This is a genomic window from Rouxiella chamberiensis (assembly GCF_026967475.1).
Classification (GTDB): domain Bacteria; phylum Pseudomonadota; class Gammaproteobacteria; order Enterobacterales; family Enterobacteriaceae; genus Rouxiella; species Rouxiella chamberiensis.
The window spans coordinates 1,306,273-1,326,274 of sequence record NZ_CP114058.1 but is presented as its reverse complement, the minus strand read 5'-3'; the positions used below and the strand labels follow the sequence as shown (position 1 = coordinate 1,326,274).

General features: G+C 55.6%; 12 protein-coding genes and 3 pseudogenes. 7 read left to right on the top strand and 8 right to left on the bottom strand.

All coding sequences use genetic code 11. The features are described from left to right. Positions 1–447: 447 nt before the first annotated feature. Positions 448–1,907 (bottom strand): annotated as a pseudogene (locus O1V66_RS06315) (NAD-dependent succinate-semialdehyde dehydrogenase). 544 nt (positions 1,908–2,451) lie between these two features. Between O1V66_RS06315 and O1V66_RS06310 the strand changes: the two are divergent. From O1V66_RS06310 to O1V66_RS06280, 7 genes and pseudogenes are all read left to right on the top strand, one after another. Further along, positions 2,452–2,598 (top strand): hypothetical protein, encoded by a 147-nt coding sequence (locus O1V66_RS06310; RefSeq protein ID WP_160292250.1) that lies wholly within the window; start codon positions 2,452–2,454, stop codon positions 2,596–2,598. A gap of 97 nt (positions 2,599–2,695) precedes the next feature. Continuing rightward, positions 2,696–3,982, top strand: a complete 1,287-nt coding sequence (locus O1V66_RS06305; protein ID WP_045047984.1) for an HlyD family secretion protein — start codon at positions 2,696–2,698, stop codon at positions 3,980–3,982. After that, positions 3,975–6,074 (top strand): annotated as a pseudogene (locus O1V66_RS06300) (peptidase domain-containing ABC transporter). The gene O1V66_RS06305 and the pseudogene O1V66_RS06300 overlap by 8 nt, the downstream one beginning before the upstream one ends. A 472-nt stretch (positions 6,075–6,546) precedes the next feature. Further along, positions 6,547–6,729 carry a hypothetical protein gene (locus tag O1V66_RS06295; protein WP_045047986.1) on the top strand — a complete coding sequence of 61 codons (183 nt, stop codon included), beginning with the start codon at positions 6,547–6,549 and terminating at the stop codon, positions 6,727–6,729. A 116-nt stretch (positions 6,730–6,845) separates the two neighbouring features. After that, positions 6,846–7,040: a hypothetical protein gene (locus O1V66_RS06290; protein ID WP_045047987.1), complete on the top strand. Its 195-nt coding sequence runs from the start codon at positions 6,846–6,848 to the stop codon at positions 7,038–7,040. 107 nt (positions 7,041–7,147) lie between these two features. After that, positions 7,148–8,614, top strand: coding sequence for an HlyD family secretion protein (locus O1V66_RS06285; protein ID WP_269128217.1), 1,467 nt, complete (start codon positions 7,148–7,150; stop codon positions 8,612–8,614). After that, positions 8,502–10,544, top strand: a complete 2,043-nt coding sequence (locus tag O1V66_RS06280; RefSeq protein WP_269128336.1) for a peptidase domain-containing ABC transporter — start codon at positions 8,502–8,504, stop codon at positions 10,542–10,544. The genes O1V66_RS06285 and O1V66_RS06280 overlap by 113 nt, the downstream gene beginning before the upstream one ends. Here the strand turns inward: O1V66_RS06280 and pdxR are convergent. The 7 genes and pseudogenes from pdxR to chaB form a co-directional block, all read right to left on the bottom strand. Continuing rightward, positions 10,500–12,038, bottom strand: a complete 1,539-nt coding sequence (gene pdxR / locus O1V66_RS06275; protein WP_045047990.1) for a MocR-like pyridoxine biosynthesis transcription factor PdxR — start codon at positions 12,036–12,038, stop codon at positions 10,500–10,502. The genes O1V66_RS06280 and pdxR overlap by 45 nt on opposite strands. Positions 12,039–12,049: 11 nt before the next feature. Then, a pseudogene (locus O1V66_RS06270) lies at positions 12,050–14,067 on the bottom strand (hydantoinase B/oxoprolinase family protein). Further along, a complete protein-coding gene (locus O1V66_RS06265; RefSeq protein WP_045047992.1) occupies positions 14,057–16,129 on the bottom strand; it encodes a hydantoinase/oxoprolinase family protein in 2,073 nt (690 codons plus the stop codon). Before O1V66_RS06265 ends, O1V66_RS06270 begins: the two are co-directional and overlap by 11 nt. Beyond that, positions 16,126–16,641: a GNAT family N-acetyltransferase gene (locus O1V66_RS06260; protein ID WP_045047993.1), complete on the bottom strand. Its 516-nt coding sequence runs from the start codon at positions 16,639–16,641 to the stop codon at positions 16,126–16,128. Before O1V66_RS06260 ends, O1V66_RS06265 begins: the two co-directional genes overlap by 4 nt. Before the next feature lie 160 nt (positions 16,642–16,801). Next, positions 16,802–17,758 carry a UV DNA damage repair endonuclease UvsE gene (uvsE, locus tag O1V66_RS06255; RefSeq protein WP_045047994.1) on the bottom strand — a complete coding sequence of 319 codons (957 nt, stop codon included), beginning with the start codon at positions 17,756–17,758 and terminating at the stop codon, positions 16,802–16,804. Positions 17,759–17,843: 85 nt separating this feature from the next. After that, positions 17,844–19,370 (bottom strand): carboxylesterase/lipase family protein, encoded by a 1,527-nt coding sequence (locus tag O1V66_RS06250; protein ID WP_045047995.1) that lies wholly within the window; start codon positions 19,368–19,370, stop codon positions 17,844–17,846. A 23-nt stretch (positions 19,371–19,393) separates the two neighbouring features. Continuing rightward, positions 19,394–19,624, bottom strand: a complete 231-nt coding sequence (chaB, locus tag O1V66_RS06245; RefSeq protein WP_045047996.1) for a putative cation transport regulator ChaB — start codon at positions 19,622–19,624, stop codon at positions 19,394–19,396. Between the last annotated feature and the right edge of the window lie 378 nt (positions 19,625–20,002).

Genomic DNA, 20,002 nt, shown 5'->3' with positions numbered 1-20,002 from the left:
TCGATTCGATTATTTTTTTGTCGACCCTCAATGCGGCTTATAAATAAGTAAGCATAAAGCGTGCCATATTATGGAAAACGTAATCTGCGGAATAACGAGTCCAAAAAACGTTTTATGCCGTCTTGCGGGGTAAAACTTCACGGATCGATTTTTGCAAAACAGCGCATCTCTGTTTATCGACGAGCGCTGCACCATAAGCAGGAAAAAGCCCGCGCAACCTGCACCAAAATGGATGCAATGAAACGCACGAATTGGCTTAACCCGTTATTTTTCATGGTTAAAAAGAGACTGCACCGTGAAAGTTCACGGTAAATCCGCATGGCACGCAGGCAAAAATCGGCAAGATGGCGGGAGGTAAAAAGGCGGCTGTCGGGGAGGTGACAGCCGCATTCCTTATGCTTTCAAGGATAAATCACAGAACACACAGCAATTAAGGGGAGAGATTAATTAATTCAGTCCGCCAATATGGAAAGATTTCATTTCGAGATATTCTTCGATACCGGCTTTCGCGCCTTCGCGACCAATGCCGGAAAGTTTAATCCCTCCAAATGGCGCTATTTCCAGCGAGACAGAACCCGTATTAAGCCCTACCATGCCGAACTCGAGTTTTTCCGCCACCCGCCACGAACGGCGCAGGTTTTCGGTAAAGTAATAGGCGGCCAATCCAAACGGCGTGGCATTGGCCAAATCGATAGCTTCCTGTTCATCGTCAAAACAGAACAGCGGCGCGACGGGCCCGAATGTCTCTTCATTGGCGATAAGCATGCTCGACGTCACATCGGCAAGCACGGTCGGTTTGGCAAAATGGCTGTCACCTTCTGCCATGCCGCCCGTCAACACCCGCGCGCCCTGGCTCAGGGCATCATCGATATGACGATTCACCTTCTCGACTGCGGCTTTATTGATAAGCGGGCCTATCGTGGTTGAAGGCTCGAAACCGTTGCCGACTTTGAGCTTCTGCGTCTCCTCCACCAGCCGCGCCGCGAATTTGTCGTAAATGCCGCGCTGCACCAGAATACGATTGGCGCAGACGCAGGTTTGCCCGCCATTGCGGAACTTGCTCACCATAACGCCTGCGATCGCCAATTCGAGGTCGGCATCGTCGAAAACAATAAAGGGAGCATTTCCGCCCAGCTCGAAACTCAGGCGCTTGACGGAGTCGGCACATTGGCGCATCAGCAATTGCCCTACGCGGGTTGAACCGGTAAACGACAGTTTGCGCACCAGCGGATTAGACGTCAGCTCGGCACCGATGCCCTGCGGCATGCCGGTCACAACCTGCAAAACGCCGGAGGGGATCCCGGCGCGCGTCGCGAGTTCGGCCAGCGCCAGCGCGCAGAGCGGGGTTAAATCCGAAGGTTTGACAATTATCGGACAGCCTGCGGCTATGGCAGGTGCGCATTTGCGGGTAATCATCGCAATCGGGAAATTCCACGGCGTAATCGCAGCGGCAATGCCAACGGGCTGTTTAAGCACCAGAATACGGCGGTCGCGGGTAGGCGCGGGAGGGTTTCGCCATAAATCCGGCGTGCCTCTTCGGCAAACCATTTCACGAAACTCGCGCCGTAACGCACCTCACCCCGCGCCTCCTCCAGAGATTTTCCCTGCTCGGCGGTCATTAAGATCGCCAGATCTTCGGTATTATCGAGGATCAGCTGATGCCACCTTTCCAGCATGGCAGCACGTTCTGCTGCGGGCGTGTCGGCAAACTCGTGACGGACATTCTCGGCGGCCATAATCGCCTCGCGGGTATCCTGCTCATTCATCGCCGGAACCCGGGCAATGATGTCACCGGTTGCCGGATTACTCACCTCGAGAGTCTCTTTACTGTGCGCATCGACCCAGCGGCCAGCGATAAGCGCCTGCTGGCGATAGAGGGTTGAATCCTTCAGGGGCAGTTGCGGCATATTCTCTCCATTCAGTCGTTCAATGTTTGGCCGTAAATAACCAGGCCAAAAATAATGAGGTATGAATTTACTTTACCGACAATGCCGAATTTTTTGTGGGGAATGCGCGCATTGGCACAGCACAATGTGCGTTATCCATGCGGCAAAAAACATTTCGTGTTTACCTGCCAAGGGGGGACAGCAAGCGGAAGGACAACAGATAGCGGCTCAAAGCCGTTTAAGACAACATTAAAATATCGACGCAAAAAGCTAACTTTACGTAAATTATTGGATTAGTAGACCTATCAAAAGATTTAATCCAGCATAAAACCCCTTATAAGTTTTCACGGCAAAATATTCACCCCGATATTGACTTACCTGCCAAATATTTCTCCGCCCATAAAACCACCAGGCGTTGCCTGACCCGGGAATTTATTTGCGCGATGTTGCAGCCCGTTGAGGGATAAGCCGAAATCCTTATGCGGCAGGTTATGCCGTCGGCGTTGGCCCGCATGGCGCGTGTTCAGTGCGGCGTATACCCTTAATACAGACCTCCGGCACCCGCTTGAGCGTCTCTCAATTGCAGGCAATTGCGGCAGCAAATGCAAAGCAGGCACTTAATACCGTGAACGAAGTGGCTAAAGAAGAAGTCGGTGACCTCGGCGACATCGCGGCTGAATCAGAAGATATTCTGATAGGAACGTTGAGATAACAAAGCGGGTAGCTGACTCTACTGTGACTTGAGCTGTCAGTCGCTAAATAATGAAGCACCTACAGAAATTGTCGGTGCTTTTAAAACTGGATAAACCATGCCCCCACTCTTTCGCCCTGAAGTCGCGACGCATCAGCAGTCACAGTGGCTCGGCAAGGCGCTGCTGCTCAAAGGCTGGCCGCCGTGGATTATCGTGATGCTTACGCTGGCGTTTATCTTCGCGCTGCTGGCCGCACTTATTTTTGCGAGCTATGCGCGGCGCATCAATGTGAATGCCGAAATCATTACCCAGCCGCAAACCATCAACCTTTTCTCCCCTGAACAGGGCGTGATAGCCAAACTGCTGGTGGGCAACGGAGAACGCGTCGGCGTCGGCACGCCGCTCTATCAGATTGACCTGAGCCGCAATACACAGGCCGGTAACGCCAGCACGTCAACACTCGCCGCGATCGCGAGGCAGCATCAGCAACTCGACGATATCATCTACCAGCTCGAAGGCAATAAACGGGCCACACTCGCCAATCTGCAACAACAGCTCGAGCAATATCAGGCTGCTCAACGCGGGCTAAACGAAATGGTCGCCTCCTCACAGGAAGGACTCAACGCCATGCGGGCCAGTCTCGCTTCCTACGCCACCTCATTGAAGCGCGGGTTGATCACCACCGATCAGCTCAATAATCAGCGTTATTTGTATTATCAACAGCAAAGTTCGCTGCAAAGCCTGAACGCGCAGATGATTCAGCAGTCACTGCAAATTAGCGGCCTACAGAGTGGCAAGGTGACAAAATCGGCAGAGTTCGATAACCAGATCTCGCAGTCGCGCTATCAGCAGCAAGGACTGGATCGCGAAATGGCGCAGGCGGATGTGAGAAATCTGCTGATGATCAACGCGCCATCCGCAGGCCGCGTTTCGTCGTTGAGTGTTACGGCCGGACAAATGGTGAATGCGGGCGACAGTCTGGCGCAACTTGTGCCCCTCTCCGGCTCGGCGTTTTACCTGATAGCCTGGCTTCCCGACGAGAGCCGCCCCTATATTAAACGGGGCCAAATCATCACGATTCGCTATGCCGCCTTCCCGTTTGAAAAATACGGTCAGTTTCCGGGTCGCGTGCTGTCTGTCGCCGACGCGCCGAGCACCGACAAAGAGATGCAGGGTTATATCAGTGCGCCGCGCGTCGCCAACGGCACGATAAGCGGGGCGTATTTCAAGGCCATTATTGCTCTTGATGATCGGTCGATGAGTTGGCGCGGCCAGCGGTTGCGCCTGACCAGCGGCATGCAGGCCCAAACCACGCTGTTTCTCGAGCAGCGTCCGCTGTATCAGTGGATGCTCGCGCCCTATTACCGCCTGAAAACCAGCATTATGGCGCCCGCTCATGAATGAGACATGGCATGAGGTGACACAGAAGCTGCATTTCGGTTTTCGCCGCCGCGTGCCGCCCATCATTCAAACCGAGGCCGCCGAATGTGGTCTCGCCTGCCTGGCGATGGTCTGCGGCTATCATGGCTTGCAAACCGATTTGCCGAGCCTGCGCCAACAGTTTGAGGTGTCGGTTCGCGGCGTGACCCTTAACACCTTGATGGCTATCGCCAGCCAGTTGCAGCTGAAATCGCGCGCCCTGCAAGTCGACATCAGTGATCTGAACGCGCTGAAAAGGCCGTGTATTTTGCATTGGGACATGAATCATTTCGTCGTGCTGGTTGCGGTGCGGCGTGGGCGGCTGGTGATTCAGGATCCGGCCTTTGGACGTCGCGTGTTAAGTCTGAATGAAGTGTCGCTGCATTTCACCGGCGTGGCGCTCGAGCTATGGCCCGACAGCGAGTTCAGCCGCACAAAAAAACGCCATCGCCTGAATTTAGGCCGTCTAGTTGGCAATGTCAGGGGACTGCTCGGCGCCCTGACCAAGCTGTTTTGCTTCTCGTTACTCATCGAGTCAGTAAATCTTTTACTGCCGGTCGCCATGCAATTGGTGATGGACCACGTCATTCCCGCGCAGGACAGCGCGCTTTTAACGCTGATTTGTCTGGGTCTGCTGTTTTTCGTGCTGTTTCGCACCGGCATCGGCATGCTTAAATCCTGGACTCAACTGGTCATGAGCACGCTGATTGACGTGCAATGGAAAGCCCGGCTGTTCGACCATCTGCTCGCCCTGCCGCTGGCCTATTTCGAGAAGCGCAAACTGGGGGACATTCAGTCGCGTTTTATCTCGCTGGATACTCTGCGCACCACGCTCACCACCAATGTGGTCAACAGCCTGATGGACGGCATCATGGCGGTCGGGCTGATTGTGATGATGATATTGTACGGAGGATGGCTGGTTTGGGTCGTGCTTGGCTTTACGCTGCTTTACTGCCTGTTTCGCCTTGCTACCTATCCGACCTATCGGCAGATATCAGAAGAACCAGCTGGTCAAAAGCGCCCGCGCCAGCTCGCATTTTATGGAAACCCTGTACGGCATGGGCACACTGAAAGCGCTGGGTCTGTCTCCCCAACGCGCCCAGCGCTGGCTGAATATGAATATTGACACCGCCAACGTCATGGTGCGAAAAACGCGCTTCGAGATGCTTTTTCCGGCGGCAACACGCTGATTGCAACACTCGACCAGATAGTGCTGCTGTGGCTGGGGGCAACCCAGGTCATCGACGGTCATATGACGCTCGGGATGTTTGTGGCATTCAATACCTATCGCGGTCAGTTTTCCGAACGCGCCGCCAACCTGCTCAACATGCTGTTGCAGTTGAAAATGCTGTCACTGCATTCGGAACGCATCGCGGATATCGCATTGAATGAAGCGGAACATTCTATGCCGACACGCACGATGCTGCGTCCCGGAGGGGCGGCCTCGCTCGAGGTGCATGACGTGTCATTTCAATACGATCCATTGTCACCGCCCGTTATCTCCCACTTCACGCTGACGGTCGCCGCCGGAGAAAGCGTGGCGATTACGGGCCCTTCCGGACAGGGCAAAACCACGTTGATGAAAATGCTTGCCGGTTTACTTTTGCCCACATCCGGGGAGATACGGGTTAACGGGCTGGATATCAGCAAGATTGGAGTCAACAACTATCGCGCCTGTATCGCCTGTGTATTGCAGGATGACACTTTGTTTGCAGGATCGATTGCCGAGAACATTGCCGGATTCGACCCGCAGCCTGACCCCGAACATGGGGTCGATTGCGCTCGCCGCTGCAACATTCATGCGGATATTCTGCGCATGCCGATGGGCTATGAAACCTTGATAAGCGAATTGGGCGGCAGTTTAAGCGGTGGTCAAAAACAGCGGCTGTTGCTGGCGCGGGCGCTGTACCGGCGACCCGGCATTCTGTTTCTCGACGAAGCCACCAGCCATCTCGATGTCGAAAACGAAGCGCATATCAATGCCTCGATTGCGGCGCTGAAGATGACTCGCGTCATTATCGCCCATCGGCCTTCCACCATTGCTTCTGCCGATCGGGTGATTATATTGGGCGAGTAATGACTCCTGTCTGTAATAAGTCTGCCGGTTTGACCGGCTATTTTCGCTCTCGCCCTGCCTTGGCCGAAATATCGACACCGCCGCGACATTCATTGACCTCTCTCGTTGCGTAATAAGTTACCAATACCCCTATAAATTTAATGTATTAATGTCGTACTAAATTTAATCATGCAATTTAACTTATCTATTAATGCCGTGTTTATCCGTTAAGAGTGTCATGCCCAATACCGCCAAGCCTCTGGTTATAAAGATAATAATCGGCACGTTATTTTTTATGATGCTAATAAATAAGAATTTTAATCTTTTTTAAGAAAACCAAAAGTCAAACTCATCAAGATAGTTTAGAGTAATTTCCGTCATCGCCGAGGGGCTAAATGTTTCAGCACATTTAATAATCAGCGATTACTGTTAAATTTTACTTATCTATTTTCTTGCTTTTTACTTAACTTATTTGTCAATAACAGAGGTGACTATGAAAGAACTGAATTCAGTTGAAGTCGAGCAGGTAGCAGGCGGCGGTTTACTTTCAAGTCTGGTAGGCAACGTCGTTGATACGGTGAGCCCGCTGGTAAGCCCCATCGTTAATACCACGATTCCTAATGCGGTAAACAGCGTCGCAACCGGCGTATCAGACGTCGTCACCGCGCTGGTTTAAGCCGCACGGACGGAACCTCGCGTTCCCGTTTCTCGCTCTCATTATCATCACCCGCGCTCGACTTGCGTGTTTACACGAAAGTCATCGAGTCGGGTCAATAAAATCTGGAGATTATCGTGAAAGAACTGAATATGGTCGAAGTTGAGCAAGTAGCCGGTGGCGGTCTGATTTCAAGCCTGCTGGGTAATGTCGTCGGTACGGTTGCCAACACCGTCGGCACGGCGGTGGACACTTTGGTGAACACCACTATTCCTGACGCGGTGAGCAGCGTTGAGTCAGGTGTAAACGACGTGCTGAAAGCACTGGTTTAAGTCCTGATTTAAAAGAATTCATGCGACGGGTCGCGCCATGCGTGCCCGTCGCATGACTCTGCCGCACTCGCCGCAGGGGATCCTTTATCTCCCACCAGAGTATGTTGATGTCCGCACTTTTCCGACAGGAAGCCACCACCCAGCAGCAAACCCAGTGGCTCGGCAAGGCGCTGCTGCTCAAAGGCTGGCCGTTATGGGTCACCGTGACCTTGACCGGCACCTTTATTGTCTTGCTGCTGCTGTTTCTGACCTTTGCGAATTATACCCGCCGCATTAACGTCAACGCAGAAGTCATCACCCAACCCTATACCATCAATCTCTTTTCGCCGCAGCAGGGCGTGATTTCCAGATTGCTGGTGCAAAACGGTCAGCAGGTCGAAGCAGGAATGCCGCTGTATCAGATTGATGTCAGTCAGGTTTCGCAATCCGGCAATGTCAGTACCTCGACACTGGACGCCATCAATAAACAGCGACGTCAACTGGACGACATTATCGCCCAGCAGCGCAACAACAAAACCGCGACGCTTGCCAACCTGCAACAGCAACTTGACCAATATACGCGGGCGCAGGTCGGCCTCAATAACATGGTGGCATCGGCAAAGGAAGGATTGGCGTCCATGGGTAAAAGCCTAGACTCCTACTCTGACTCGTTGAAAAAAGGGTTGATTACCACCGATCAGCTCAATAACCAGCGCTACCTTTATTACCAGCAGCAAAGCGCCTATCAGAGCCTGACCGCGCAGGTTATTCAGCAGTCATTGCAAATCAGCAATCTGCAAAGCGAAAAAGTGACCAAAGCCGCCGATTTCGACAACGAGATCTCGCAGTCGCTGTATCAGCAGCAGGGGCTTGACCGCGAGTTGGCGCAGGCCAACGCCAAAAACCTCATCATGATCACAGCCCCTACCGCCGGAAATATCTCGTCGCTGAGTGTCACGCCGGGCCAGATGGTCAATGCGGGTGACAGCCTGGTACAGTTGGTGCCGCAAAGCGAACATGATTTCTATCTGGTCGCCTGGTTGCCCGACGCCAGCCGCCCTTACGTGCATTTGGGCGAGAAAATCAACGTCAGCTACGCCGCCTTTCCCTTCCAGAAATATGGCCAGTTTCCGGGCAAGATTATCTCCGTCGCCAGTGCCCCGAGCACCGCAAAAGAGATGGCGGGTTACGTCAGCGCGCCACACGTCAATGCCGCCACGGCCGATGGCAGTTATTTCAAGGCAATCGTCTCGCTCGACCGGGGGTCGCTGCTCTGGCACGGCCAACCTCTTGCGCTGTCTAGCGGAATGCAGGCCGAATCGACCCTGTTTCTCGAGCAGCGCCCGCTGTATCAGTGGATGCTCTCGCCTTATTACAGCCTGAAAAAAGCATTACCGGACCGGTTAACAGCAGGACAAGTCTATGAACAAGCTACAGCTCGATGCACTGGTCGAGAGACTGCACTTCGGCTTTCGCCGCAGGGTGCCGCAGATTATTCAGACCGAGGCCGCCGAATGCGGGCTGGCCTGCGTAGCGATGATCTGCGGTTATCATGGGCGGCAAACCGACCTGCTCAGCCTGCGCCAGCAGTTTGATGTCTCGACCCGTGGCGTTACCCTGAAAACGCTGATGGCGATGACCCGGCAGCTAAACCTGAAATCCCGCGCGTTGCGACTTGATATCGATGAATTGACCGAGCTCAAGACCCCCTGCATTCTGCACTGGGACATGAATCATTTTGTAGTGCTGATTTCGGCAACGCGCGGGCGCATCGTGGTGCATGACCCCGCGTTCGGCAAGCGCGTGCTTGGCACGCAGGAAGTCTCGGCCCATTTCACCGGCGTGGCGCTGGAGCTGTGGCCCGATGCCGATTTCAGCCACAGGAAGAATCTCAACCGGCTGAATTTGCGCCGCATGGTCAGCAACGTCGGCGGTCTGTTTGCCACACTCACCAAACTGTTCTGCTTCTCGCTCCTGATCGAATCCGTCAATCTCCTGCTGCCGGTCGGCATGCAGTTGGTAATGGACCACGTTATTCCCGCGCAGGACCCCAATCTGCTGACGCTCATTTGCCTCGGGTTGCTGTTTTTTGTGCTGTTTCGAACCGGGATAAGCATTCTCAAGTCCTGGACGCAGCTGGTCATGACCACGCTGATTGACGTGCAGTGGAAGGCGCGGCTGTTCGACCACCTGCTGGCGCTGCCGTTGTCTTATTTCGAAAAGCGCAAACTGGGGGATATTCAGTCGCGCTTTGTCTCTCTCGACACCCTGCGCACCACGCTGACCAGTAATGTCGTGAACAGTCTGATGGACGGCATCATGTCGGTCGGACTTATCGTGATGATGGTGCTTTACGGGGGCTGGCTTGTGTGGGTCATCCTCGGGTTTACGACACTTTACTGCTTGTTTCGTCTGTCGACCTATCCCACCTACCGGCAGATTGCCGAAGAGCAGCTGGTGAAATCCGCCCGCGCCGGTTCGCACTTTATGGAAACACTTTACGGCATGGGCACACTGAAAGCGCTGGGATTATCTCCTAATCGCGCCCAGCGCTGGTTGAACATGAATATCGATACGGCCAATGCCACCGTGCGTAAAACGCGCTACGAAATGCTGTTTCAGGGTGGCAACACGCTGATTGCCACGCTGGACCAGATTGTGCTGCTGTGGCTCGGGGCAACCCAGGTGATAGACGGCCACATGACGCTCGGGATGTTTGTGGCATTCAATACCTATCGCGGTCAGTTTTCGGAACGCGCCGCCAACCTGCTCGATATGGTGCTGCAACTGAAGATGCTGTCGCTGCACGCCGAACGCATCGCCGATATCGCGCTGACCGACGTCGAGCATAATGTGCCGGAACGCGCCCTGCTGCGGGTCGGCGAGGCCGCTGCACTGGAGGTACAAAACGTCTCCTTCCAGTACGACGTGCTGTCGGCCCCGCTGATAAATCACCTCAATCTCAAGGTTGAAGCCGGTGAAAGTGTCGCCATTACCGGCCCCTCGGGCATGGGCAAAACGACGCTGATGAAGATTCTGGCGGGTCTGCTGCCGCCCACGTCGGGCGAAGTACGCCTGAACGGCATGGATATCAGTAAGGTCGGGGCGAATAATTACCGTGCCTGTACCGCCTGCGTCTTGCAGGAAGATACACTGTTTGCCGGGTCGATTGCCGAGAATATCGCAAGCTTCGAAGATGAACGGGACGTACAACACCTCGTCGATTGCGCCCGGCGCTGTAATATTCATGAGGACATCATGGCGATGCCGATGGGCTACGAAACCTTGATTACCGAATTGGGAGGCTCGCTTTCCGGCGGTCAGAAACAGCGTATTCTTATTGCCCGCGCGCTCTACCGTCGTCCGGGCATTCTGTTCCTCGACGAAGCCACCAGCCATCTCGATGTCGAAAACGAAGCGCACATCAACGCCTCTATTGCCGCCCTCGACATCACCCGGGTGATTATCGCGCATCGGCCGTCAACCGTGGCTTCCGCCGACCGCGTGATCGTGCTCGGCGAATAACGGCTCGGCGTTGATTTCGCCGAGCATCTCGTCCACCACCGCGCCGACGATAGCAATACCGTCGGCAATATCTTCCATCTTGATAGAAGAAAAGCCGAGACGCATATAGTGCGTAGGCCGCGTGCGCTGCGGGTCCTGCAGGAAATAGCTTTCACCGGGCTGAATGTAGACATCGCGCCGATAGGCACGCTGCGACAGTTCGCGAGTATTGATAGAGGGCGGAAATTTCAGCCACACGGAACTGCCGCCTTCGGAACTGGCAATGTTCGCACAGGGGATGTATCGCGCCAATGCCTGTTGCAGCGTTTGCCAGCGCCCTGCGTATTCATCATGAAAGCGCTTCAACAGCGATTCGTAATAACCGCCTTTCAGAAACAGCGCCACGGTGCGCTGATTATTGGCCGCCGGATGACGAATGCTCATTCGCCGCAGCGCCCTGGCCTGACGAATAAACGGCAGCGGGCCAACCAGAAAACCGACTCGCAGCCCCGGTGACAGCAATTTGGACAGGCTGGTGACATACACCACGCGCCCTTCGGTATCGATGGACTTCAGGGCGCTCGACGGAAAGCGGCCAAAGCGCGATTCCGTATCATAGTCATCTTCAATGATAATAAAATCGTGTGCGCTGGCCATTTCCAGCAACTGCCGACGTCGAGAAAGTGACAGCGTCACAGTGGTCGGTGACTGATGGCTCGGTGTTACATAGATAATGTCGCAGCTTTTCATCGCCTCGCAGAGAATAACGCCGTCTTCGTCGACCGGCAGCGGCTTGAGCACCGCACCGTGAAACAGCATGAGATTGCGAACATCGGGATAGGACGGATCTTCAATGCCCACCACCATGCCCGGTCGAAGCAGACATTGAATAGCCAGATACAGCGCGTGCTGCGCCCCGACGGTGACCAGCACTTCCTGTGTTGAGGCCGTAAACCCGCGCCGTGGCAGCACACGGCGACGAAACGCGTCGAGCAGCACCGGATCGTCTTCATCGACATAATCCACCGTCCAGTCATACATATCATGCAACGACAGGGAATCGCGGCTACATTTACGCCAGTTATCAATCGGGAAGATCCAGCGATCGTGCTGACCATACATAAAGGTGTATTTCTTGCTGCGCCAATCCCGAGGGTGTGTGATGTGCTCCATCGCCGCGGGATTGATGACGAGCTTGCTGTCCCAATCGACCGTCATTGGCCGCGACGACACCGCGTGACTCTGCGGCAGGCGAGAAACGGCGTCCGGCGCGACATAAAATCCGCGGCGCTGTGCGGAGACAAGCACGCCTTCCGCTGCCAGCGCTTCATACACCAGAGTCACGGTATTGCGCGAAATATCAAGCTGCCCGGCCATTATGCGCGTCGACGGCAGCGTTTGGCCCGGCTCGAAATCCCCACAGGCAATCGCTTCGGAAATTTTTTCGCGCAGCCTGGACTGTAGGGAACCTTGCGCCTTGCGGTCCGGCATGTTGGGAACAGAAAGAGTAAACATCGCGCCTCGCCCTATGGTTGATGAAGATTGTCCTCCGTCCGGGACTGGCGAACGACAATCGCCGGAAATCGGCGCGTCAACTCATGCAAGATATCGGCCATTTGTGCCTGCATCTGTTGTTCATCATGCACGGCAGGCTCGGCGGCGACCGCGGCAAACACCTGATGTTTGAGGAAATGCCGCCACACCACCGGCGCGGCGGCAAGAAAGTCGGTGAGAATGGCATAACGTTCGCGTGTCCACACCTGTTCAAAGGCCGTTCGGGCGCTGCCGTAATCAAAGTGGGTGGCTCGGGTATCGGGCATCTGGCTGCGGGCTATTTCGGTGGCGGCGATATCAATCTCGCCATCAAGAATAACCACACCATAATCACGACGTGCGCCCTCGACGGAAACGAATCCGCACTGCACGTCTCGCAACACGCTATGCGGCAGGCGTTCGCGGGCAGGCCCGTAGCCGCCCGCGCCGGGGCCGGTCAAACGCACGATGTCGCCGGGTCCGCATTTGATGACATCAATATTGCCGTGTTCGATACAGTGCGGCGTATCGGGATGGGTCTGAAAGCGCGAGTTTTTTCCGGCGTTGCCGCCCACCGCGCCCGCCGAGGCAAATACCGAGCGGTTGCGGTTTCGCGCCGTGACAACCGTGTTTGGCGCGGTGACCTCAAACTCCATCACGGTCGCCAGTCCGCCGCGATAACGCCCGGCACCGCCGCTGTCGGGCGACAGGCCATAGCGGCGAATCAGGATAGGCACTTCGGCTTCGTTGATTTCCACGGGAGTGTTTTTGAGAAAGGCAGAAAGCCCGCCGGAGCCATCGGGACCGTCGTGTTTTGGCGTGCCGCCCGCGCCACCGCCCACCGGACCTATCGACGCGACCACCGTTCGACTGCGGGCATCCACCGTCTTGATATTGACGATGGAATTACCGCCCGGTGAATTGGCAGGCAAACGGTCCGGTACCGCCAGCGAAAACGCCCCTAAGGTTGCGATTTGCGAAACCGCGCAGGTCAGGGAACGCATTCCCACCGCCGCAGGAGAGTCGCAATTCATTACCGTGCCGCTCGGCAGGATAGCACGCGTGGGTCGCAGCGTGCCCGCATTGAGCAACAGCCGCCGGTCTAGCGTCGACAGCACATAGGTAACCCCGACCAGCGCCAGCGGATGCCGCTCGCGACCGCCGGTGGGCATGTTCAGTGAGGACGTGAGCTGCGGATCGCTGCCAGTGTAGTCCAGTTCAAGGGTCTCGCCAGTAATGCGCAGCGTAACCGCAATGCGGCAGGGATAACCGCCATCAGTATCTTCATCGGCATAATCGGCATAGAAATACTCTCCGTCAGGCAAGGTGGCGATGATATTGCGCGCCTGCTGCTCGGCATAATCCAGAATTCCCTCAATGCCCTGCAGGAAATCCTCAATGCCAAAACGCGCGATAATCTCAAGCACCTTGCGTTCGCCCATATTGACCGACGCTATCTGGGCATTGAAATCACCCCAGTTTTGATCCGGCGCTCTGACATTAAGACGCATGATTCGTGCCACATCTTCATTGATTTTGCCGTCGGTGATAATTTTCAGCGGCGGAATGCGTAGCCCTTCCTGCACGATTTCAGTCAGGAACGCGACAAAGAAGCCGGTACTGCGCCGCCGACGTCGGTATTATGGATATGCCCAACCACGAAACAGGCTATCTGCCCGCCATAAAATACCGGCTTCCAGATGTGGATATCGGGTGAATGCGTCGCCACATTCCCGGCATAGGCATCATTCGTAATGCAGATATCGCCCTCGTGGTAGTCCTCAATCAGCGCCAAAACGGGCGCGTAATCGATGCCGCTGTACCAGGGTGCACCAAAACTGCGCGGCGAAGCAAACGCCAAGCCCTCGCGGGTCACTATCTGGCAGGAGAAATCCTCCGTCTCTTTGACAAAGGTCGAATGTGCGGTGCGCATCAGCGTAAACGCCATCGCGTCGGCTGCGGCGGCGCAGTAGTTCGCCAGAATTTGCAGATTGCGTCCATCAATAGCCATGCGGTGCGGCCTCCACTGAGGTGATGATCAGATTGCCAAAGTCGTCGACCTCCACGCGCATGCCGGTGGGCACACAGGTGGTACAGTCGTCCTGCGCGACAATTGCCGGGCCGTCAAAGCGCTGACCGGCGAGCAAGGTGCTGCGACGCACGACCATGACGTCGTGAAACGCGCCGTCGACCCAGGCATTCACTACCGATTGCGCCACAACGGGCGCAGCACTGCGCGCAAGCGTTTGCAGGTCGGGTCGGGACGTCGGCGAGGTAATCACCAGCCGCAGGTTGATGATTTGAATCGCCGCCTGTGCATCGCTGTGGCCGAAAAGCTGTTCGTGCTGCCGATTGAAGGCGTTGCCGAGAGCGACAAGCGCCCCGTCTTTCGCATCGGCCTCAAGCCAGCGGTTTTCAAGCGGCACCTCAATCTCAAACGACTGGCCGCGATAGCGCATATCGGCCGAAAACTGCAGGGTAAAAGCCAGCTCCGCGCCATGTTCGCGCTGCAGCCAGCGTTTGGCGTCCTGCTGCAATGACGCGGCGGCGGCGACAATGTCGTCCAGACAATCCGCGGTCAATTCGCGGTACAAGGTGAGAATGAAATCGTTTTTGATGTCGGCGACCAATCCGCCCAGCGCCGACAGCACGCCCGGTGTCGGCGGTACAATCACGCCTTTCATATTAAGCTCGCGGGCCAGATAGCAGCCCATCATCGGGCCAGCCCCGCCGAAGGCCAGAAAATAAAATTCACGCGGGTCGAGACCAAAACGTGAAATCAGCCCGCTGGTGTCGGTGTACATGCTGGAGATGGCCAGCTGAATGACGGTCTCGGCGGTCTCTTCGATGGAAATACCCAGCGGTTGCGCAAGCGCAGCGACCGCACGGCGCGCGGCCTCGACATTCACGCTGACCGCACTGTAACCCAATGCGCCGTGCCCGAGCAGACCGCTGGCGGCAAAGGCATCCGTGACCGTAGCCTGCGTGCCGCCGCGTCCGTAACATACCGGCCCCGGCAAGGACCCGGCGCTGTCCGGCCCCACCTGCAAGACGCCAAGACGGTCTATCCACGCCAGTGACCCACCGCCCTGACCCACGGAAGTCACCGACACGGACGGGATGAAGATCTGAAACTCGCCAATCACCTCCCCGCTGCCGTATTCCGGCCTGCCGTGCTGAATCACCGCAACGTCGGCGCTGGTGCCGCCGATATCCAGACTCAACAGCTTGTCGAACCCGCACTGGTCGGCAATATACCCGGCGCCAATCACTCCCGAGGCGGTGCCTGAAAGGATCATCTGCACGCATTCGGCCTTGGCCTGCGCCACGCTCATCACCCCGCCGTTGGACTTGGTCATGCGCGGCGGCACGGGCACGCCCATTTCATTCAGCGCCTGTTCAAAGGCACCGAGATAGTGAATCACCTTCGGCTGCACATAGGCATTGATGGTGGCGGTGATTGTGCGTTCATACTCGCGAATAATGGGCCAGATTTCGGCAGAACAGGAGGTCAGCATCTCGGGGGCCATCTCGGCGATAATCTCCCGCACCTGCCGTTCATTATGACCATTGCGGTAGGCATGCAGCAGAGAGACGACAATGCCTTCGCAGCCGAGCGCACGGGCTTTTTCAACCGCAACACGTACCGAGTCGGGGCAGACGGCCCGCAGGATCCGGCCCTGACTGTCGGTGCGCTCTTTTATCGCAAACACCCGGTCGCGCGAGACAAGCGGTTCGGGACGTCGCGAGAACAAGTCATGAATATGGGGGATCTTAAGCCGTGCGAGTTCAAGCACATCTTCGAAGGCTTCGGTGGTGAACAGCGCCAGTTTGACGCCCTTTCGTTGAATCACCGCGTTGACGCCCACGGTTGTGCCGTGCGTGAAGTAATGCACGTCGGCAGGTTCGATGCCAAACAGCGCGCGCAGTTGATTCAGACCGGTGGTTATCTCGCTGCCGGGGCTGTCCGGCCGTGACAGCACCTTCAATGTGCGAATGCGGTTGTCGCGTTCGTCCAGTACGGCAAAATCGGTGAACGACCCGCCGATATCTACGCCAATGCGGTAGGTCATTGCCCTTTCTCCCGAACATTCATCACGGTATGGTTCAGAAGTGTGGAGGCCCGACCCGCAGGATTGGCGGGCGAGATTTCCATCATCGATTCAGGATGATTCAACGCATTCCAGCCCGCGCGTTGATACACTGCCTGCGCATCGCGGGTGGTCAACAACCATTTGGGGATATCGAGCAACGCTGGATGCGTGCGCACCACTTCGGCAATCCAGCGGCCAAGACCGCGTCCGCGAAAAGGGGTGGCAATAAAGATATCCATCAGGTAGGCGAGACGCGCATAGTCGGTGACGATACGGGCAAAGCCGATTTGTTCGCCCTGATAATAAAGGCCGAGCGCCAGCGAATGGGCAATGGAGCGCAGCAGCTTTTCACGAGTCTGCCCCTGCGCCCAGTAAGATTCCACAGAAAGAAAATGATGGATGCGGTCGATATCGAGCCGCTCGCGATCGGTGCTGAGCTGAAAGCCCTCATACTCCCATTCCACAACCTTTTGGTCGTCTTCCCAAGCCATACGTTTGCCCTTCTGGTTTCTATTGCACGATAACTGCACGCGGAGTGCCTACAGTTAAAACATAGAAAGCCGGCCTGTGTTAGCGCCAGTCTCAGGGATTCGATGGTGCCAGTGAAGCGCGGTCGCCGACCAGAGGCAACAAACCCGTGGCAGAAACGGCCTATTTCGCCAGCAGATGGGCGTAAAGCTTGTCGCGCGCGAGATTCTTCATTTTGACTTCGCACATGATATCGAAGTCGGTGAAGGACAACGCCCAGTCGTTCAGGGTGTCATTGAAATAGAAATCCGAGTGCGCCCGCAGTTTGGATTTCGACACGCCGAGCGTTTCCTGATCCGGGTAGCCGTGCTCGGGAATCAGCCCTTCGACGGAAATCGAGTAGTGCATGACTGGCCTAACGCCCCGCCACGAGGCCTTGACGAGCGCGATACGCGGATCGTCATGGCGGATAAACTCGTTCTCCTTGACCCAGTGGTGATGAATATCCAGCACGATGGGACAAAGTTCGCGAGCCTGCAACACGTCGTCCAGCGAGCACGAGATCTCGTCATTTTCCACCGTCAGCATTCGTTGAGCTTCGGGGCTGAGCTTGTCGAAAGATTCCTTGAAGCCGTCGAAACCGCGTTTGCCGTTCATGTGGATATTGATTTTAAAATCCTGAAAAGTCTTGCCGTAGCCCATTAATCTGGCGCACAGCGCGTGATACTCCACATCGTCGATTGCCCTGTCGACGACCTGCGGATTATCGGATGCCAACACCGTATATTGCCCCGGATGGAAAGAGAGCCGGATGTCGTTGCGCCTTGCAAACTCGCCGCATTGTTCAAACAGCGGAGTCAGGTCAGGCAGAAACGCCTGATACAGCAGTGTAGCTTCGGGCACGGTATAGAGCGGCAGGAGGTCGCTGCCAATGCGCATCATGCGCAGCGCCTTGGGTTGTTCGGCCAACGCAGTGAGATTGAGAAAGAGATTATGCAGATTGGCGCGGGCAATCTCCTCAATCAGCTTGAGCCTTTCTTCTTTCTCCAGTCCCAGAAAACGGGTACGCGTTGTCGCCCTGAAGGGAAAAGGTTGTTTAAAGTTCGAGTCAAAATATTTGCATGCAAAGCCAAGTTTCATGTCTTCCCCTGTTAATTCTTGAAATTCCGGCCTCTTCCCGAGGCCCTTTTAATGGATAATCTGCATTAAACGGCGTGAATACTGGCTACTCAAGCTTGACCAGCCGCGTCATGAGAAGGCGAAAAAGCCGCAGTCGCAGACGCATAAAACGGGACTCGACCTTGAGCTCCCGCTGCCCGTGAAGGCCGAAACGCAGCGTCTTGTCGCCACGAGGTCGCCATCGCGGCCAGTGAACCGCCCCCTCGATGTAGGCACTTTTTGGCTGCACATCGCGCGCAAAGTTAAGCCAGTATTCGCTGACCACCTCGGCAAAGGCGCGGTCCTGCGACGTGAATTCCCCGCCGACCACCTGTGTGCTTTCAATCAGGTGCATATTGTTCATCACATAAGGGATTTCGCTGCCGTGCCAGGTGCCATTGGGACACAGGGCACGGGCATTTTCAGAAACGTAATCGAAATAATAGCGCCAGCCGGGCGCACCGGCCTTGTGCTGGCCGAGCATCGCGACATGGCTCATGGTCGTAAAGGCCATATCTCGGCTGATTTGGCGGCCTAGCTCACTTTCGCTTTTCACCCCGGGATAGAGCCACTTGATGAGCCGCAGTCCGAGAGGATGTTCCGCTTTTACCCGCTGAACCACCCCCGCCACGTCGATGTTGAAATAGCTGAGCACGCTGGCCTCATCGCTGTTACTGCCCACGATAAGCGGCAAGGGATGCTGCCTGCCGTGGCTGAAAACCTCCATCATAGGATGCGGAAGCACCGCGTCCCCGGCAATCGGCACGGGTGCCACGCCAAGCTTGCCACTCAGCGGCCAGAAGCTGTCGGCAGGCAATGCTCGTAGCTGTTCCGCCGTGGCCTGCGCCAGACCGAAATGACTGGCGAGCTTCTCCCCCTGTCGCAAGGCCTTGGCGCGAGGCGTATCGGGCAGCGTATAGGCGCTTTGCACAATGCCTTTATGAAACAATCCACTGGCACGCGGTGAGGCAAACAGTGACAGCACGGAGCGCGCCCCGGAAGACTCGCCAAAAATCGTGACGTTGTCAGGATCGCCCCCAAAAGCTGCGATGTTGTCCTGCACCCATTGCAGCGCCGCGATTTGGTCCAGCAGGGCAAAGTTGTTCACCGCTTCACCTGCAGGATACTCGGCATCCAGCGCGGGATGGGCAAAAAAGCCGAGATGACCCAGCCGATAATTCAGCGTGACCAGCACCACGCCGCGTGACGCCAGCGGTGCGCCGATATAGGGCGAAAGCCCGCCCGAACCAATGCTGTATCCGCCGCCGTGGATCCACACCATGACCGGTTTTTTATCACGTTCGGTTTCAAGTGCCGTCCAGACGTTGAGGTAAAGGCAATCTTCGCTGAAAACGCCGGGATCCCCGCCCCCGACCGCCATGCAGTAATCGCGGTTCTGCCAGCTCGAATGTGCGAAACGGTTGGCTTCTCTAATACCCTGCCAGCCAATAACCGGCTGGGGTGGCCGCCAGCGGAGCGACCCCACGGGCGGCGCGGCAAAGGGTATTCCTCTAAACGAGGCTATCTCGTTGTCCCATTCTCCTGCGACGGTGCCGCTTGCCGTTACAACCTGAGGAGCCTGTTTGTGGGGCATGCTGTGTCCTTATGCCAGAAACGCTATTTCTTGGGATGCCACTTGTCGTCATCCCCTTTTTTATAGGCGTGCTTCACCGCCGCCCAGGCGACCTTGTGCGCCGTTTCTTCACGACTGTCGTCGCCGCGCCGATCGCTAGAATCCTTGTATTCATCCCACGCGCTGTTGAAGGCCTCTTTATAGATATCCTGCGCATGGGGAGGAAGAACATGTTTCACCGAGTCGGGCAAATCAGTACGTTGCTTATAAGGCATGGCTTTCTCCTTTTACACTGTGTAACGCGTTTAACTTCATTTATCAGTCTAGCTGCTACGCTTGAAGATTATGGAGTTTAGGAACAATCAGGGCATTGTTCACTCTGCATCTCCCATGCCTTAAGAGAACTGCTTTTAAGGCAAGATTATTTACTTAATTTTTCAAATGCCCTTCTCGCGACAAATATCATTTTATATCGTTGTAAAATATGATTATATTTTCAAGTAAACTAGACTTGCAGCAGAGGATATTTGAGATAAAAAACCTTAAAAGCGCCTAAAACGGCCATTTCAAACAAAATACGCCATTAACGTCATTTTTACTGTTAATTGATTAGTTTATCGACTACAATGTTACAAGAAATTACTGTTTTATAT

Bases quoted from the DNA above. Each gene is read 5' to 3' on its own strand.
- O1V66_RS06305 (WP_045047984.1), top strand. From the start codon at position 2,696: ATGCCCCCACTCTTTCGCCCTGAAGTCGCGACGCATCAGCAGTCACAG.
- O1V66_RS06295 (WP_045047986.1), top strand. From the start codon at position 6,547: ATGAAAGAACTGAATTCAGTTGAAGTCGAGCAGGTAGCAGGCGGCGGT.
- O1V66_RS06285 (WP_269128217.1), top strand. From the start codon at position 7,148: ATGTCCGCACTTTTCCGACAGGAAGCCACCACCCAGCAGCAAACCCAG.
- pdxR (WP_045047990.1), bottom strand. From the start codon at position 12,038: ATGTTTACTCTTTCTGTTCCCAACATGCCGGACCGCAAGGCGCAAGGT.
- O1V66_RS06265 (WP_045047992.1), bottom strand. From the start codon at position 16,129: ATGACCTACCGCATTGGCGTAGATATCGGCGGGTCGTTCACCGATTTT.
- O1V66_RS06260 (WP_045047993.1), bottom strand. From the start codon at position 16,641: ATGGCTTGGGAAGACGACCAAAAGGTTGTGGAATGGGAGTATGAGGGC.
- uvsE (WP_045047994.1), bottom strand. From the start codon at position 17,758: ATGAAACTTGGCTTTGCATGCAAATATTTTGACTCGAACTTTAAACAA.
- O1V66_RS06250 (WP_045047995.1), bottom strand. From the start codon at position 19,370: ATGCCCCACAAACAGGCTCCTCAGGTTGTAACGGCAAGCGGCACCGTC.
- chaB (WP_045047996.1), bottom strand. From the start codon at position 19,624: ATGCCTTATAAGCAACGTACTGATTTGCCCGACTCGGTGAAACATGTT.